Consider the following 16,228-nt stretch of genomic DNA (forward strand, 5'->3'; position numbering starts at 1 on the left):
CCTGAACCGTAAGTGTCGGGTCGTGGGCTTTGAGGTGCGAAGGCCCAGAGCCTCAGCCCAAGTAAGCCACCAGCAAGTCTATTCCCGCCCGCAAGTCATCCTCATGCACGGCCTCGACGATGGTATGAATGTAGCGGGTAGGCAGGCTGAGGGTCACGCTGGGCACGCCCGCCCGCGATTTCTGGATGGCCGCGCCGTCTGTGCCGCCCAGCGCTAGCACTTCCAGTTGGTAACGGATGCCCTCGCGCTCGGCCAAATCCACCAGCTCGTCTACCAGCCAGCGGGTCGAGATCATGGTGGAATCGAAGACCTTGATGCCGATGCCGTCGCCTAGGCGGGTCACGGCTTCTTCGGGGGCGACTCCAGGCGTGTCTACGGCCAACGTCACGTCCAGCCCGATGCCCAGCGTCGGCTCTATGCCGTAGGCGGCCACCACTGCTCCGCGCAGACCCACCTCCTCCTGCACGCTGAACACGGCCACCAGATCGTGGCGGGGGCGTTTGTCTCGGAACTGGCGCAGCACTTCCAGTTGCATAAACACGCTGGCTCGGTCATCCATCGCCTTGCCCACCGTCAGTTTGCCCACCTGCCGCGCCGTCTGATCCAGCGTCACCATGTCGCCAATTCGCACGCGCCGTTTCACCTCATCGGCGTCCAGGCCCAAGTCCACAAAGAATTCCTTGATTTCCGGAATCTTCTTGCGCTCCTCCGCACTGGCGATATGCACGGGCTTGCCGCCGGGCGTCAGAATGCCGGGCAATGCGCCGCCCCGCGTATTCACGGTCACGTTGCGGGCAAACAGGTTGCGGGTATCGAAGCCGCCGAGGGCCTGCACACGCACAAAGCCCCGGTCATCCACGAAGCGCACCAAGAAGCCGATTTCATCCATGTGGGCGCTGAGCATCACGCGTTGGCGTTCGCCGTCCGACTTTTTGGCTTTGCGTCCGGCGCGGGTGGCAATGATGTTGCCCAGAGCGTCCACGCGCACGTCGTCGACCAGCCCTTCCAGTTCGCGCAGCACGAGGTCGCGCACGGCTTCCTCGTTGCCGGGCACGCCGTTCAAGTCAGAAAGCTGATGCAAAAGTTCCAGCCGCAATTGGGTTGTAGGCACGCGGCTTAGCATAGTCGTCGGCGTGCACCATATGTCTATCTCAGCGGGACACTTGACCGATTCCATGCCAATTCCATGCCAAAAAAACCGCCCCACCAGTAACGGCAGGGCGGTCTTGAGCGTTCGTCTTACTTCTTCTTGAGGCGGTAGCTGTCGCCGAAGCGCTTGTTGAACTTGTCGACGCGGCCTTCGGTGTCAAGGAAACGCTCTTCGCCCGTCCAGAAGGGGTGCACGCCGCTCCACACGTCTACGTGGATTTCGGGCTTGGTGGACAGGGTTTCCATAATGACTTTGCCCTGAAAAATGATCTTGGTAGGAACGGCCTTGGGGTGGATATCTTTCTTCATGGGGTGCCTCCTCCGTTACGTCAAAGTGCGTAACGGGCAACTCTAGAACTGTAGCACATAGCGGCGCGGCTCAGTACCAGTTACTCAGGGCCAAGTACAGTATTCAGCTCAAGGCCAGATGAAACTGCCCTGCCACAGCTCCCCCCGCCGAATAAAGGGCATCGGCGTTCCGGTAATGCGGTGGCCGCCTTTCACGGCAGCACGCACGATCAGGCGTGGGTCGAGGTGGGGATACAGAGTGCGGGCAAACGCCACATCGTCGCGCACGTCGAGGCTGCCGCCGCTGGCGACGGAATCGGTGCCGAGGGCGATTTCTACCCCTGCCGCCGCAAACGCTGACCACGGAAACACCCCGCATTCTAGGTGGGTATTGCTGCGCGGGCAGGTAACCACGGCGCAGCCTGCGCGGGCGGTGCGGGCCATATCGTCGGGTGTCACGTTCACCATATGCACCAGCGTGGGGCGGGCGGCCAACACGCCGAGTTCATCGAGGTAGCGCACGGGCGTCAGGTCGGATTCGGGGGCGCGTCCGATCACCTCGGCAAATGTAGCGGGGTAGGGAAAGCGGGTCATGCTGTCCCAGATGGGGCCGCCGCCCGTGCGGAACAATTCCACTTCGGCGGGGTGTTCGGCCACATGGATCTGCAGCGGAATCCCCTCGCCCTCCGCATAGTCGGCCAGCAAGCGCATCAGACGGTGGCTGACCGTAAACGGCGTATGGGGCGACAAGCCGAGGCGGGAGCCACCGGGACGCTCCAGCTTGCGGTGGGTTTCTATGACCTGCCTCGTCGCCTGAAATACTTCGTCGGCCCGGTCTGGAAAGGGGCTGAGAACCTCGTAATACAGGACGCCGGACAGGTCGGTGCGGGCCAGCAACGGGGCCAACAGATCTTGTCCATGCGACCACACGATGTCACCCACCGCGCCAACACCCAAACGGGTCAGGATGTCGGCTCCAGCCAGAGCGCCTGCCAAACCGCGTTTTTCTCGCTGGCCCATCGCCACTTCAGGAATCCAGCGAAAGTACGGCAGAGCCTGGAAGTCATACGCGCTCATATCGAGGTGCGTATGGGCATTCACGGGCGGCGGCGCAATCACGCTTCCGGCGCGGCGCTCGCGGGCGTGTGGAAAGTTGCCGCGCAGGGTGTCGGGATGGCCCGTCGCCGCCACGATCCCGCCTGACACCACCACGCCGCCCGGTGACTGTGCGCCGCCCATGCCCGTATACAGGATGTCGCAGGTCAGGAGTTCGGGCGTGTGGACAGCATCAGCGGCGGCAAGATCAGACATGTCCGCCATTGTGCCGCTTGGCACGGCAGACAACAGCGGGCAGACAAAGGGCCGGACAACCCGCAGAGTGTCCGGCCCCCAGCAACTGTCCTCAGCTCAGGCGCTTGATTCGGCCCTCTAGCTCGTGGGCTACAGCATCCGGCCCTTGGCGCAGCAAATGACCCGGCACGTTCCAGCGATCTTTGCTCTCGAATTCGCTGGTAAACAGGCTGGCCACCCCCGTCGCGCGGCGGTCTACTTCCAGGATCACGTCCAGGCCGTCACCGTTGGGGAACATCATCAGTTCCAGTTCGGTCAGCTTGTACTGCCCATGCGGGGGCCGGAAGCTGAGTTCCTGTGCAATGCGCCCGTGAGAATACTCGACTTCGCTTTTGGCCAGGCTAAAGCCGAGGCGCTGCGCCGCGCTGATCAGGGTTTCCATGCCTGCGCTGGGCAAGATGGTCAGTTGATCGTTGTCGCTGGGGTCGGAAGCTCCGGCAATATCGGCGTCGGTGACCAGCCAGACCGACGTGCCGGGGAGGGTCAGGGGCGTGCCTGCCGGAATGACCACACTGAAGGGAAATTCCTGCGTGTCGCCGGGGCGAACAGAAAAACTGCCCGTGATCGGCTGGGTAAACAGTGTGTGGTTCACGTAGGAATCGTCGTGACGGTAGCGGGTGGCGATGCCCAAGTTGATCCGCTCGATGGTCTGCTCCACCGCGCCGCCTTTCACAACCACCACGCCGGTCAGGGGATCACCGATCCGCACCGCCCGGTCACGCAACTGTGCATCCACTTTTGCTGCACCCACACCCACCGACGCCATCATCTTCTTCAGGAATCCCATACTCCCCCCTTACGCGGCCGCGCCAACTATAGTTCCCGTCTCAATTGGGCCACTGACTGGCTTCGTCGCCGCCCTATCAGCTTAAGCGATCTCTTAATAACCTGGGCTTAAGATTTGACATCCATGCGGCTCTCGGCAATCATGGCCGCGCCGACGATTCCGGCGTCGTTCAGCAGAGCGGCGGGTGCAAATTTGCTGCGCTCCAATACCAGCGCCGATTCCCATTTTTCGGCCTTTTTGCTCACGCCGCCGCCGATGATAAACAGGTCAGGCGAAAACAGCAGTTCCAGATGTTGCAGATATTTACTGACCCGCGCCGCCCACTGCTTCCAGTTCAGGTCGTCGCGTTCGCGGGCGCGGTCAGAGGCCCACGTTTCGGCGTGCTTGTCGCGCAACCACAGGTGACCCAGTTCCGTGTTCGGCACCAAAACACCGTCATGAATCAGGGCGCTGCCGATGCCCGTGCCGAAGGTCAGCACCAATACTGTGCCCGCCACACCTGCTCCCGCGCCGAATTTGGCCTCGGCCAAACCTGCGGCGTCGGCATCGTTGATCAGGGTCACGTTCTGGCCGGTGGCTTCGGTAAAGAGCTTATCGGCGTCCAGCCCGATCCAGCCTTTGTCTACGTTGGCCGCACTGAGAGTAACGCCGTGCTGCACGATGCCGGGAAAGGTCACGCCCACCGCGCCCTTGTGCCCAAAGTGCTTGACCAGTTCGGCCACCACCGCCTTCACGTCGTCCGGGCGTGCGCCTTCGGGTGTGGCAATCCGGTGCCGCTCCGCCGTCAGTTTGCCAGTTGCCGTGTCTACTGGAGCGCCTTTGATGCCGCTTCCGCCGATATCGATGCCGAGGATGACCGCCATACCGCATAGGGTACAGGCTGGGCGGGGGGAGCGGGCGATGAAGCGGGACAGTGGGGGCTGGTCTAAAGGTCTAGGGTCTAAGGTGCTGGGACGGGTACGCCGCTGAACTGCCCCCTCTGCTCCGCAACTCTGCGAGTCCCACAAGGGACGAAGGCAACAGCTTCAAGCTGGGTTGGAATCTCCTGCTTAGTCGCTCAGACCCTCGACCCTTAGACGCCCTTCCCCCTTCCAGTTCAATAAAACTCCCAGCTCAACAAAACAAAGCCGCCCCTCCAATCGGAAGGGCGGCCCTGCTTGGTGCTGCTCTAAATTTACTTGTTGCGGGCAGCCTGCGACGCTTCGACCAGCGCTTTGAAGGCGGTGGGTTCGCGGGCGGCGATGTCGGCCAGCACCTTGCGGTTCAGGTCGATTCCGGCCAATTTCAGGCCGTTGATGAAGTGCGAGTACTTCATGCCGTGCAGACGTGCGCCTGCGTTGATGCGCTGAATCCACAGGCGGCGGAAGTCGCGCTTCTTGTTGCGGCGATCGCGGAACTCGTAAGTTGCGGCGTTCAGCAGCGTTTGGAAGGCGTTACGGTAGGTCTTGGAGCGGGTGCCCCAGAACCCCTTGGCCCGCTTGAGCACCTTTTTATGGCGGCGGCGGCGAACAGTACCGGTCTTGACGCGTGGCAACTAAATCACTTCCCCTTCGGCAGCGCGAGCTTCATGCGTGCCCACTCGCTCTTGGCGAGAACGAAACCCTTGCCCTTGCCGCGAATGGTGTCGCCGCTCTTGCCGGTGTTCTGGTGGCGTTTACCGCTCTTGAACGCCATGACCTTGCCCGTACCCGTGATTTTCACGCGGCGGGTGGCACTTTTCTTGGTCTTCATCTTAGGCATTGACTTGCTCCTGTAGCCCGGAAACTCCGCGCACTGCGTCACCTGAGAGGTGGGCTGCATTCGGGTCGCCGTCTGGGGGCGAGGGCCGTTTCTTCGCCGGGTGCGCATTGCAGGGTATGCAGCAGCAGTCTGACGGAAACAGTTGGCCGCCCTGTCCCACTTGGCCGACTTGAGAGTATACAGGGCGGCGGGGCAGGGGGGCAAGTGCCCATTCCCTGCCCCGCCGCCCCACTCCCTCAGAGGAGAAAACTCAGATCAGACTGCCGTTTTCGGCCCTTCTCCACGAGTCTTCCAGAGGCTGACCAGAATGCCGCCCACCAGAATGCTTATGGTTACGGCGAGGCTGACGGCCGGATCCATCTTGCCGAAGAACTGCGTGTAGAAGATTTTGCCGCCGATGAACACCAGAACCAGCGCCAGCGCGGGCTTCAGCGCCTCGAAGCGGTGCACGAGGGCGGCGAGGGCGAAGTACAGCGCCCGCAGGCCGAGGATGGCGAAAATGTTACTGGTGTACACGAGGAACGGGTCTTGGGTGATGGCGAACACGGCGGGAATGGAATCCACCGCGAAGATCACGTCGGCGGCTTCCACGATCAGGAGGGCCAGCAGCAGCGGCGTGGCGTGAAGGCGCACACGGCCAGTCGCGTCGGGCAGGCGCGTCAGGAACTTCTGGCCGTCCAGCTTGGGGCTGATGGGCACGAAGCGCCGCAGCACGCGCACCATGAAGTGATTGGAGAGGTCAGGCGTTTCCGATTCGCTCTCTTTGGTGAACAGGAGTTTGATGCCCGTGAGAAGCAGGAATGCGCCGAAAATCCACATGATCCAGTCGAATTGCGTGACGAGTGCCGTGCCCAGACCGATCATGATGCCGCGCAGCACGATAACGCCGAGGATGCCCCAGAAGAGGACGCGGTGTTGCAGGTGACGCGGAATGGCGAGCGCCCCGAAAATGACGCTGATGACGAAGACGTTGTCGAGGGCCAGCGCCTTTTCTACGGCGAACGCGGTCAGGTAGGCCATGCCACTTTGTGCGCCCAGCGCGTACCAGACCCAAGCGCCGAACAGGAGTGCCACACCGATGTAAAACACGCTGAGCTTCAGGCTGGCGCTGATGCTGATTTCCTGCGGATGCTCTGCGCCCTTTGCTACTGCTTTCTTTTCGCGGCGTTTGCCCAGCACACCGAGGTCGAAGGCCAGCAGAGAAACCACCAACGTCATAAAGACCAGCCACATCCACGCGGGCTTGCCCAACCACAGTTCATATAAGAATTCCATCAGTGACACTCCTTTGGGGAGAGCGCCACACGGCAAGTCGGACGAGAGGCCAATAGGAATTGGGCCAGACATCATCGGACAAGTCACCATGCGGCGATCCTGTCCGGGTCTGGCCCTTACTGCGCGTGACGGAGCAACAATGCCGCTCGTAATGACGTCCACACGCTCCCTACCAATCGAAATTAACAGGGCGGTTACTCCCCCGGAGTTGAGAACAGTGAATCATCTGGTGGGGCTGCGATGTGTATCTCAGCTTACGATACTGGCTCTGCCTTCCCCCCCACCAACTCACGCTGCCAGCCGTGCAGCACCTCTAGCGCCTGCATCGGCGTCAGGCGGCTGAGGTCGAGTGTTGCCAATTCGCGGGTCAGCTTCTGGTCGTCGCCCTGCGTGTTCAGCGCGGTCAGCAGGCGGGCGGCGCGGGCGGTCACGGGCGCGGGCAACCCGGCCAGGCGGGCCACCTCTACCCCGTAACTCTGGCGGGCCGCACCGGGAATGACCTGATGATAGAAAGTCAGGCCGCCCGCGTCAGCGTCCTCTTCGGCAGCCACGTGCAGGTTGATCAGGCCGGGATGGTCGGTTTCTAGCCGAGTCAGCTCGAAGTAGTGGGTGGCAAACAACGTATGGGCGCGGGTGGAATGTAGGTGTTCCAGCGCCGCCTGTGCAATGGCGAGGCCGTCGAGGGTACTCGTGCCGCGCCCCACTTCATCCAGAATGATCAGGCTGCGGGGCGTGGCCGCGTGCAGGATGGCGGCCAGTTCGCTCATTTCGACCATAAACGTAGAGCGGCCCCCGGCAAGATCATCGCTGGCCCCGATGCGCGTATGAATGGCGTCGTAGACAGGCAATTCGGCGCGGTCAGCGGGCACGAAGGAGCCGATCTGGTGCAGCAGCGCACACAGCGCCACCGTGCGGAGGTAGGTGCTTTTGCCCGCCATATTCGGCCCGGTCAGCAGCAGCGTGTGGCGCAAGTCGTCCAGCAGCGCGTCATTGGGCACGAAGCGGCCCCGCGCACTCTGCTCGACCACCGGATGCCGCGCCTGCATTACCCGTGCATACCCCGATACGGTTTCGGGGCGCGTCCAGCCCCGTTCCACGGCAATTTCAGCCAGGGCCGACAGCACATCGAGGTCAGCGGCGGCTCCGGCAGCTTCCAGCAGCGCGTCGGCGTGCATGGCGAGGCCGTCGCGCAGGTCAGTGAAGACCTCCTGCTCCAATCGTCCGGCAGCTCCTTCCAGCCGCGCAATCTCGCGTTCATGGTCGCGCAGGTCGGGGCGAGTGAAGCGGGCGCGGTCTTTGAGGGTGGCGATCTGGCGGTAATCCGATGGCACCTTTGCCAGATGCGCCGACGTGACTTCCAGAAAGTAACCGAACACGTTGTTGAAGCCGACTTTCAGGCTGCCGATGCCCGTGCGTTCGCGCTCCGAGAGTTCCAGCATGGCAATCCATTCGCGGTGTGCCAGCGCTTCCGCCTTCAGTTTGTCCAGTTCGGGGTGAAACCCCTCGCGGATCAGACCGCCGTCGCCTGCCCGAATTGGTGGGTCTTCGACCAGTGCGGCGCGAATCTGCAACACCACTTCCGGCAGCCCGTTCACGCGGGCACGCACGCCGCCCAGCAACCCCTCGTGACCGTCCAGCAGGCGGGCGGCGTCGGGCAAGAGGTCTAGGGTGCGGGCCAGAGACGCCACTTCACGCGGGGTGGCGCGGCGGGTGGCAACCCTTGCGGCAAGGCGTTCCAGATCGTGGGCGCGGTACAGCAGGGCACGCACCGCGTTTCGCAAATCTGCCGCTCTCGTCAGGGTTTCCACAGCGTCCAGCCGCGCCCGCACACTCAGTTCATCCAGCAGGGGCGCACGCAACCACGCCCGCAACCTGCGCCGCCCGCCTGCCGTGCGCGTTTCGCTCAACACGTCCATCAGGGTCATACCCTGCGGAGCCTGCGGCACAAAGATTTCCAGCGCCCGCGCCGCCGCGTCGGGCAGGCGCATGTGTGCCCCCGGCTCAAACCGCAATACCCGCCGCACCATCTCCAGGCGGCCCTGCTGGGTGGCCCTTGCGTAGCCCAGCACCGCGCCGCAGGCCCGCACCAGCGCGGCATTGTTGAGGGTTCCGGGCACTTCGCCCAGTACGGTGTGCAGTTCATGGCGGGCCGCCGCTTCCTCAAAGTTGCCGGGCGACAGCATGGCCGGAAAGCGGGCCTGAAAATCGGCCATCAGCGCGGCGTTTCCGGCCAATTCGGGGGCCAGCAGGACCTCCCGCGCCCGCCAGCGCCCCAATTCGTCGTACAGCACCGAGCGGGTATGAAAGGCAGCGCAGCGGAATTCGCCCGTAGAAATGTCGAGCAGCGCCAGCGCGTAGCCGTCGCCCGTGGCCACCGCCGCCAGATAGTTTTCGTCGGCGGTCAGGTGGCGTTCCTCGGTGACGGTGCCGGGGGTCAGCAGTTGCGTCACCTTGCGGTCGACGAGTGCGCCGCCCGGTTCCTCGATCTGGTCGGCCACCGCCACGCGCACGCCCGCCTGCAACAGCCGCTCTACGTTGTTGTCCAGTGTCCTCAGCGGAATTCCGGCCATCGGCGTAGAGAAGTCGCGGCTGCTTTTGTGGGTCAGGGCAATCCCCAGCAGGCGTGAGAGGCGTTCGGCGTCCTCGCCAAAGGTTTCGTAAAAATCGCCGCACTGAAATAGCAGCAGCGCGTTGGGCAACTGGGCTTCCACCTCATCGCGCATCTGCACGTACTGCGTCAGCATCGGCGGCAATGGGCCATGACCCGTGCCCTTCAGCACACCCTGCGGAACTTCTCTGGGACTCACCAGACCAGTTTACGTCCACAGCAGATTGGAACGGGGGTATGGGGCACGTTGGAAGAAACAGGAAGTCTTCCATTCACAGATTGGCAGAACGACCCCAATCATTCGGGCAAGGCAGATCCGAAACACATTGCTCAGGGGGACAAGTTGCGACTGACGCTGCGGTCAGCTCAGGTTTTATGCCAGAATTCATACCCTTATCAGCCCTGCTGACAGAGGTATGTCAGAGCGTGGCGGCCATGCTGGACGGCATATGGAACTGCTGATGACATTGTTTGTGGTGGGTGCGGTGCTGGTGCTGGCCGTGATTCTGGCTCCGCGCGCCAAGCGCACCCAAAGCCCGACATCTGCTGGTTCTGCCCGGCGTTCCGGCCCCATTTCTTCCGGCCAGCTTCCAGAAGGCCAAGTCCGCTTTTCTACTGCCGAGGCCGAGCGACAGCAGCGGCTCCGCGAGCAGGAGGAAGCCGCCAGCGTTCACCCTTCCCACGTGCCCGGCGGCATCCCCGAATCGCTGCCCATCAAGCTCAAGGGGTACTTTTTCAGCAAAAGCGAACTGGCCTTTTTTCAGACGTTGGAAGGCGCGTTGCCGCAGGGCTTCCGGGTGTTTGCCAACGTGCGCCTGAACGACCTGTTTTTGATCACCGCGCCCCCGCACCAGCGGCAGGGTACCTACGCCCGCCTGCGCGACAAGCACGTGGATTTTTTGATCGTGGCCCTGCCCGATTTCCGGCCCGTGTGCGCCATAGAACTGGACGGCGCAACCCATGACCAGCCCCAGCAGCAGTACCGCGACGCCGTGAAAGACGTAGCTTTCCGCAGCGCGGGCCTGCCCTTGTTGCGCCTGCGGGCCGAGGGCAACCACACCCGCCAGAGCGTGCAAAAACTGCTGGAAGGCTACGTAAGACAGCGCACAGTGGCCTAAAGCAAGTCTGGTTGTCTCGGCCCGCCTCCCCATAAGGCGGGCTTTGTGTGGCCTATGCTCCGGCCAGCCAAACCGCTTGGAGTCCAGATCAGTTGAACTAGAGTGGAGATACACGCAGTATTCACCCTCTCCCCCACCCCGCCGAGGCTCCCATGACCGCACCCGCTGACCCACACGCCGTTCTCAGCCTCAGCGCCTTAGAAGGCCTGTACCCCGCCCCCAATGCCAGCGTTTCTCTGAAAGTCATTGACCACATAGATGACGGCCTGCGCGGCAGCCTGGCCCTGTCTCCGCTGTGTTTTTTGGCGACGGCCAATGCACAGGGCCACCTCGATTGCTCGCCGCGTGGCGATCCCGCCGGAACCGTGCAGGTGCCCGACCCCTACACGCTGCTGCTGCCTGACCGCCCCGGCAACAACCGCCTCGACAGCCTGCGGAACATTGTTGAGAACCCGGAAGTGGGGCTGATTTTTGTGCTGCCCGGCGTGAATGAGGTCGTCAGAGTCAATGGCCGCGCCCGCCTCAGCACCGATCCCGAGTTGTTGGGGCGCTTTGAAGGGGCGGGCAAGTTGCCCCGGTTGGTTATTTCCATCGCTGTGCGTGAGGCGTTTATGCATTGCCCCCGCGCCTTTTCTGCCGCAGAATTGTGGAATCCACAGCGCCACCTGACGCCTCAACAGCGCCCAGATTTCGCGGCCATTTTCAAGGGCCATGTGGAACGGAATACGCTGGCGAGTCAGACCAGCTGAACTCGGAACCTCCAGTCTCAGGGTTTATCAAGCACTAAAACAGCGTTCTCGTCGCTGTGCGGGCTGTTGACCACACAGTAGGCTGAAAACGGCCTTCCCCTGCACCACCCCTTGTCCTCACCGGAAAGCCAGAGGAGACCGACTTCAGATGGCCGCACACTCAGACCAAGCGCCCGAACAACAACGCAAGAAGTCCAGTGCCAAGAAGACTAAAACACCCAGTGAACGCCTGACCAAGCTACTGCCAGCCGTACAAAGCGGCGACCCCAAAGCGGTTCATGAGGCCCGCAAGCTGACGCGCAAAGTGGCCGCAGAACTGGCCCTCACGGACGCTCCGAAAAAAGTGCGGCGGGCCTGGCGGGATCTGCGCCGCGCCGTGGCCCCCATCCGTGACCGGGATGCGGCGGGCGAGCATGTGCGGGCCGCCCTGGAGGAACTGAACGCCTCCGCAACCGAGATCGCGGCGTTCGAGCGGGGCTGGCAGGGCAAGCGGGCCGAGGCATTGGCTGCTCTGCACTTGCCCAGGCTCATCAAGGATGTGCCGCGCCCGAAGCACTTTAAGCGCAAGGTATGGGCAGCGTTGGCCGAGCAGAGCGCAGAGATTCTGGACGCTGCCCCCAAGGTTCTGCGGGCCAGAAAAACGGAGACCTGGCACGAGTGGCGCAAGACTCTGAAGCACTACCGCTACACGCTGGAACTGCTAGAGCCAGCGCCCACCGCCCTGACGGACGTGCTGGACGGTTTGGGGCGATTGCAAGACGCCGAAGTGGTGCTAGACATTTTGACCACAGAAACGTGGCTACCACATTCCAAAGACGCCCTGATAGAACGGGAGCAGAAGGCGCGGCAAGAATCTCAGCAGCAAATCAGGCAAGCCTGGCCCGCGCTAGAGACATTCCTGCACAGCAAATCTCAGCCGGAGAAAACCCGCGGCTGATACGGAAATCGACTTGCAAAGCTACATAGCAGAGCAAGGAGGAACACAGACGGACTCTGCACCCTTTCGCGCCAACCTCCAGATCGCGGAATCCGAAGAACAGAGAAACCAGCAAGCAGGCCCACCTCTTTGTAAAGGCATGGGCCTGTTTAATCTAAGTCTGATTGTTATTCGTCGCAGCCGAGCGCCCGCAGCAAGTCCAACTCGGTAATCGGTGGTAACACTTTTTTCGGAGCAACAGGACGGGGGCGGCGGCCAAATAAGCGGGAAAAGAATGCAGTCATAAGCACCTCGTTAGATGACGAGAGAAGCGATGGGGTGCGGGAGCACAGGCAAACTGATGAACAACTGATCTTATCCTAAGATTTCTTCATGAGAAATGGGTCTACATTACATAGCCCTGACCTGCGTAAAGGGTCAGTTGCCTTAGTCTCTTGAACCGTGTTTCAACTCTGCACGGTGCACCGTGCCGCGCCCTACCATGCTCGGTATGGCTTACGACCCGCGAATGGCATTCGATCCTGAGCGCAAGATGACTGATGGAGATGTGCAAGACCTGAAGCCCGACGGCTGGTGGGGCGGCGAGGGGACGCTTTTCCGTGATGTGACTTTTGAGAGCTATCAGGACGGCGTGAATTTTGCCGTGCAGGTCGCCGCACTGGCCGAGGCGCAAAACCACCACCCAGACATCACCATCCATTTCCGCCGCGTGAAACTGAGCTACTTTACGCACGATGCGGGCGGCGTGACGATGGCCGATATCGAGGGCGCACGGGCTGTGAATGGGCTAATTGCAGGCCTAGAGCCAACCGATGAGCACAAAGGTGAAATTGCCGGGTGAAGCTCTCTATTCCTGACGCCGATGTGCTGTGGGACGGTCTGGCCGACTCCCGCAAGCACGCCCTGACCCTGACCGTTGCACAGACCGACCTGGACGACCTGTCGCACGTGAACAACACGGTCTACCTGACGTGGTGCGAACAGGCCGCCCGCGCCCACGCTGTGCGCCTCGGCATGGGCACCGACGCCCTGATCGCGTTGGGAGCCGTTCCAGTGGCCCGCCAGCACGTCATCGATTACCACAAGCCCGCCCTTCTGGGAGACCGCGTGCGGATTCGTACCGCCCTGACCACCTCGGTGGGCGTGCGGAGCGTGCGGGCCTATACGCTAGACCGCCTGAACGAAGGCGACGCGGAGGATACGAACGGCGTGCGGTTGGCCGAATGTCAGACGACGTGGGTCTGGGTGGACCCCGTGAGCGGCAGGCCCAAGCGCACGCCGCCGGAAGTGATGGAGCGATTTGGATTTTAGGAGGCTGGGATGGTGAAGGCGCTGGTCTAAGGGGCTAGGGTCTAGGAGGACTAAGGGAAAGAGTGGGTGAGGTATCGGGTGGCACAGCCTGTGCCAAAGCTCAAGCACCACCTATTCACCCTGCTTAGACCCTTCGACCCTTGACCTTTAGACTGCTACGTATGACCGACAACGCCCCCCAAGCAGACAAAACCATCGACGCCAATGACCGTGCCCGCCTCGATCAGATTTTTATGCAAGTCGTGATGGACGTGCAGGCGCAGGCCCAGCAGACGCAACCCGCACAGGCGAGCAATCTGGCAGCCATGTTCCATAAAGAACTCGTGACCGACGCGCTTCAGGGCTGCGCCATGCTGATTGCCGGGTGGAATCAGGGCATGATTGACGAAGCGGGGCTGACGCGCAGTGCCAAAGCCTTACGCGGACTGGAATTGCCAGAATTGGCAGCGCGGCTAGAGCGGTTGCGGCAGATAGACGAGGCATAAAGTAAACTTCTAGCAATCTAAAAATGTCTTATCCATCCGCTCGCGGTCAAAGTCAAGTAAATTGGCATTGAAGACTTGATAGAGACCAGCGAGGAGCGAGGCGTCGGGAGCGATCAAGTCCATTCCGCGATCATCGTATGGGTGCGCCAAGAGGCTCTGGAAAATATTGGCAATATAGAGACTGCACTGAAGTCGGGGGCGGATGCCTAACTCTGACGCCAAGACACCCCAAAGCAGTAAATGCAACTCTTCCCGTTGTATCTCAAATAAGACAAAGACCCGGCTCAGCAAATGGCCGTCCTCTTCTAAATGCACCAAGCACACTTCCTGATGATCTGAGGGGAGGAGCACACCGCAAGCCTTCAGAGCTTGTTTGAATGTACGGCGCTGGCTGCGTGTCGGCCCTGGAGGTTCGCTGAAATACGAAAGCGCAACGAGCAGACGCGGTGAACTGCCAAAAGCCTGCGCCAAGATGGTTCGGGACAGGTCATAGGCTCGTGTGAACATCTCAAGGTATGAGCCGCCCCGCGACAGTTCAAAGCGGAGGGCAGAAGGATGCTCATAAAACAGTCCAGCAGTGAAAGCCTTCGCCCCAAAGACATTTTGAATTTGCGTCCAGTAGTCGGCGGTTTCTTCTCTCACTGAGGCTGGAGTGTAACCACTTGCTCTGAGCAGAGTCAATAAATAACCAGAGATTCATAATGTGACTAGGCCACAACGAAACCCCACCCCAAACGACATTCCCACTCGCTGCCGCGTTCTAAACTGCCCCTACCCATGACCATTCGTGTGCTGCCCCCCCACATTGCCCGCCTGATCGCTGCGGGCGAGGTGGTGTCGCGCCCGCTGGACGTGGTGCGGGAACTGATCGAGAACGCGCTGGACGCCGGAGCCAGCCGCCTCGAAATTGAGATTGAGGGCGGCGGCTTGGGGCTGATGCGGGTGCGCGACAACGGTGCGGGCATCGCGGCAGACGGCGCGGCACTGGCAACGGTGCGGCACGCCACGAGCAAGTTGGAACCCGATGCAGACGCCGTGGAGCGCGTGACGACTTTGGGCTTCCGGGGCGAGGCACTCTGGGCAGCGGCTCAGGCGGGCGAACTGCATCTGGTGTCGCGTCCAGCGGCGCAGGTGGGCGCGTCTGAGGTGCAGGCCCACGGCGACGATGTGACGGTGCGGCGAACTTCGGCCCCGGCAGGCACCACGGTGACGGTGCGCCGCCTGTTCGCCCGCCTGCCTGCCCGCCTGCGAACCCAGGCCCCAGCCGCCGCCGAAGCGCGTGAAATTACTGTACTGGTGGGACGCTACGTGCTGCACCATCCCGGCCTGCACTGGCGACTGACCGTGGACGAGGAAGCTCGCCTGACCCACGCCCCCAGCGATCACCGGGGGGCGGTGGCGAGTGTGTACGGGCCGCTGAACGCCAACCGCGTGCTGAAGGTGCAGGCAAACGGCATTTGCGGTGTCATTTCCGGCCCCGAACTGACCCGCGCCCGCCGTGACCGGATGCATTTTTCGGTGAACGGGCGGCCTATCGTGGCCCCACCAGAACTGGAAAAGGCTGTACTGGAAGGCTACGCCGAATTGCTGCCTGCGGGCGTGGCTCCGCTGACCGTGCTGGACATCCGGGTGGCCCCCGAAGACCACAATCCCAACGTGCATCCGGCCAAACAGGTGGTGGCGTTGGCCGACCTTGCGGGCGTGGCGGCGCGGGTCAGGGAAGCCGTGCAAACTGCGCTGGCCACGCATCCTCTGGCACAGGCCCGCCTCGCTCCCGCCCTGAGTTTGCCCACGCCGCCGCACACGCCCCGCGAACGGGCCAACTTTCCGGCGCTGCGGTTGTCGGGAGTGTTTCAGGGCCTGTACTTGCTGGCCGAGGGCGAGGGAGATTTGTGGGTGATAGACGCCCACGCCGCCCACGAACGCGCCCTGTACGAACAATTTGCCCGCGAACTGGGGGCCGCACCGCCGCTGGAATTGCCAGAGCCAGAGTTACTGCACCTGACACCCGAACAGACGGCCCGCCTGGCCGAACGCGGCGCGGAACTGCGCGGCTGGGGCCTGACCATCGAAGACTTTGGCGCGGGATTGGCCCGCCTGCGAACCCTGCCCGCCACCCTTGCCGCGCTGCCTGTGCCCAGGCTGCATCAGCAAATCATTGACGGTGCGCTGGGCGACCACCCCGACCCCCGCCGCGACGTCTTGGCCCGGCTGGCCTGCGCCCCGGCTCTGAAGGCCGGAATGCTGACCCTGGAGCGCGGCGAGGCGGTACTGGCTGCCCTGAACGCCTGCGAACAACCCTGGAGCTGCCCCCACGGACGCCCGACCACGTTGCGAATGTCGGAGCGCGAATTGGCCCACGCCTTCGGGCGGCGCGGCACGCGGGATGTGGCGCGGGGCCGGGACGAGGCCGAACGGGTGGGGCGCTAGG

General features: G+C 62.5%; 17 protein-coding genes. 7 read left to right on the top strand and 10 right to left on the bottom strand.

Annotated elements, in window-relative coordinates; all coding sequences use genetic code 11:
* Window positions 1–52 precede the first annotated feature (52 nt).
* The 9 genes from M1R55_RS03275 to mutS form a co-directional block, all read right to left on the bottom strand.
* Window positions 53–1,111, bottom strand: coding sequence for a M42 family metallopeptidase (locus M1R55_RS03275; RefSeq protein WP_249393307.1), 1,059 nt, complete (start codon window positions 1,109–1,111; stop codon window positions 53–55).
* Between the two features lie 128 nt (window positions 1,112–1,239).
* Window positions 1,240–1,458, bottom strand: coding sequence for a 50S ribosomal protein L31 (rpmE, locus tag M1R55_RS03280; RefSeq protein WP_136364455.1), 219 nt, complete (start codon window positions 1,456–1,458; stop codon window positions 1,240–1,242).
* Window positions 1,459–1,566: 108 nt separating this feature from the next.
* A complete protein-coding gene (locus M1R55_RS03285; RefSeq protein ID WP_249393308.1) occupies window positions 1,567–2,748 on the bottom strand; it encodes an amidohydrolase family protein in 1,182 nt (393 codons plus the stop codon).
* Window positions 2,749–2,839: 91 nt separating this feature from the next.
* A complete protein-coding gene (locus tag M1R55_RS03290; RefSeq protein ID WP_249393309.1) occupies window positions 2,840–3,574 on the bottom strand; it encodes a sporulation protein in 735 nt (244 codons plus the stop codon).
* A gap of 107 nt (window positions 3,575–3,681) precedes the next feature.
* A complete protein-coding gene (gene ppgK, locus M1R55_RS03295) occupies window positions 3,682–4,437 on the bottom strand; it encodes a polyphosphate--glucose phosphotransferase (protein WP_249393310.1) in 756 nt (251 codons plus the stop codon).
* A 311-nt stretch (window positions 4,438–4,748) separates the two neighbouring features.
* On the bottom strand, window positions 4,749–5,108 hold the full coding sequence (rplT, locus tag M1R55_RS03300) for a 50S ribosomal protein L20 (protein WP_249393311.1): 360 nt from the start codon (window positions 5,106–5,108) through the stop codon (window positions 4,749–4,751).
* Window positions 5,109–5,113: 5 nt separating this feature from the next.
* On the bottom strand, window positions 5,114–5,314 hold the full coding sequence (rpmI, locus tag M1R55_RS03305) for a 50S ribosomal protein L35 (RefSeq protein ID WP_019010828.1): 201 nt from the start codon (window positions 5,312–5,314) through the stop codon (window positions 5,114–5,116).
* A 255-nt stretch (window positions 5,315–5,569) separates the two neighbouring features.
* On the bottom strand, window positions 5,570–6,589 hold the full coding sequence (locus M1R55_RS03310; protein WP_249393312.1) for a TerC family protein: 1,020 nt from the start codon (window positions 6,587–6,589) through the stop codon (window positions 5,570–5,572).
* Window positions 6,590–6,843: 254 nt separating this feature from the next.
* Window positions 6,844–9,333, bottom strand: coding sequence for a DNA mismatch repair protein MutS (gene mutS, locus M1R55_RS03315; RefSeq protein ID WP_249394120.1), 2,490 nt, complete (start codon window positions 9,331–9,333; stop codon window positions 6,844–6,846).
* A gap of 280 nt (window positions 9,334–9,613) precedes the next feature.
* On the opposite strand from mutS, the gene M1R55_RS03320 reads away from it, so the two are divergent.
* From M1R55_RS03320 to M1R55_RS03345, 6 genes are all read left to right on the top strand, one after another.
* Window positions 9,614–10,315, top strand: coding sequence for a DUF2726 domain-containing protein (locus M1R55_RS03320; RefSeq protein ID WP_249393313.1), 702 nt, complete (start codon window positions 9,614–9,616; stop codon window positions 10,313–10,315).
* A gap of 152 nt (window positions 10,316–10,467) precedes the next feature.
* The gene (locus M1R55_RS03325) at window positions 10,468–11,064 is read left to right on the top strand and encodes an MSMEG_1061 family FMN-dependent PPOX-type flavoprotein (RefSeq protein WP_249393314.1); all 597 of its coding nucleotides are present in this window, start codon (window positions 10,468–10,470) and stop codon (window positions 11,062–11,064) included.
* A gap of 148 nt (window positions 11,065–11,212) precedes the next feature.
* The gene (locus M1R55_RS03330) at window positions 11,213–12,001 is read left to right on the top strand and encodes a CHAD domain-containing protein (protein ID WP_249393315.1); all 789 of its coding nucleotides are present in this window, start codon (window positions 11,213–11,215) and stop codon (window positions 11,999–12,001) included.
* A gap of 490 nt (window positions 12,002–12,491) precedes the next feature.
* The gene (locus tag M1R55_RS03335; RefSeq protein WP_249393316.1) at window positions 12,492–12,842 is read left to right on the top strand and encodes a 4a-hydroxytetrahydrobiopterin dehydratase; all 351 of its coding nucleotides are present in this window, start codon (window positions 12,492–12,494) and stop codon (window positions 12,840–12,842) included.
* Window positions 12,839–13,312 carry a thioesterase family protein gene (locus tag M1R55_RS03340; RefSeq protein WP_249393317.1) on the top strand — a complete coding sequence of 158 codons (474 nt, stop codon included), beginning with the start codon at window positions 12,839–12,841 and terminating at the stop codon, window positions 13,310–13,312. Before M1R55_RS03335 ends, M1R55_RS03340 begins: the two co-directional genes overlap by 4 nt.
* A gap of 161 nt (window positions 13,313–13,473) precedes the next feature.
* A complete protein-coding gene (locus tag M1R55_RS03345; RefSeq protein WP_249393318.1) occupies window positions 13,474–13,797 on the top strand; it encodes a hypothetical protein in 324 nt (107 codons plus the stop codon).
* Window positions 13,798–13,806: 9 nt separating this feature from the next.
* Here the strand turns inward: M1R55_RS03345 and M1R55_RS03350 are convergent, their stop codons facing one another.
* Window positions 13,807–14,439 carry a DUF3885 domain-containing protein gene (locus M1R55_RS03350; RefSeq protein ID WP_249393319.1) on the bottom strand — a complete coding sequence of 211 codons (633 nt, stop codon included), beginning with the start codon at window positions 14,437–14,439 and terminating at the stop codon, window positions 13,807–13,809.
* Window positions 14,440–14,574: 135 nt separating this feature from the next.
* Here M1R55_RS03350 and mutL point away from each other — a divergent pair, with 135 nt between their 5' ends.
* Window positions 14,575–16,227: a DNA mismatch repair endonuclease MutL gene (mutL, locus tag M1R55_RS03355; RefSeq protein WP_249393320.1), complete on the top strand. Its 1,653-nt coding sequence runs from the start codon at window positions 14,575–14,577 to the stop codon at window positions 16,225–16,227.
* Window position 16,228: the final 1 nt, after the last annotated feature.

Origin of the sequence: Deinococcus sp. QL22, from assembly GCF_023370075.1 — a bacterium.
Classification (GTDB): domain Bacteria; phylum Deinococcota; class Deinococci; order Deinococcales; family Deinococcaceae; genus Deinococcus.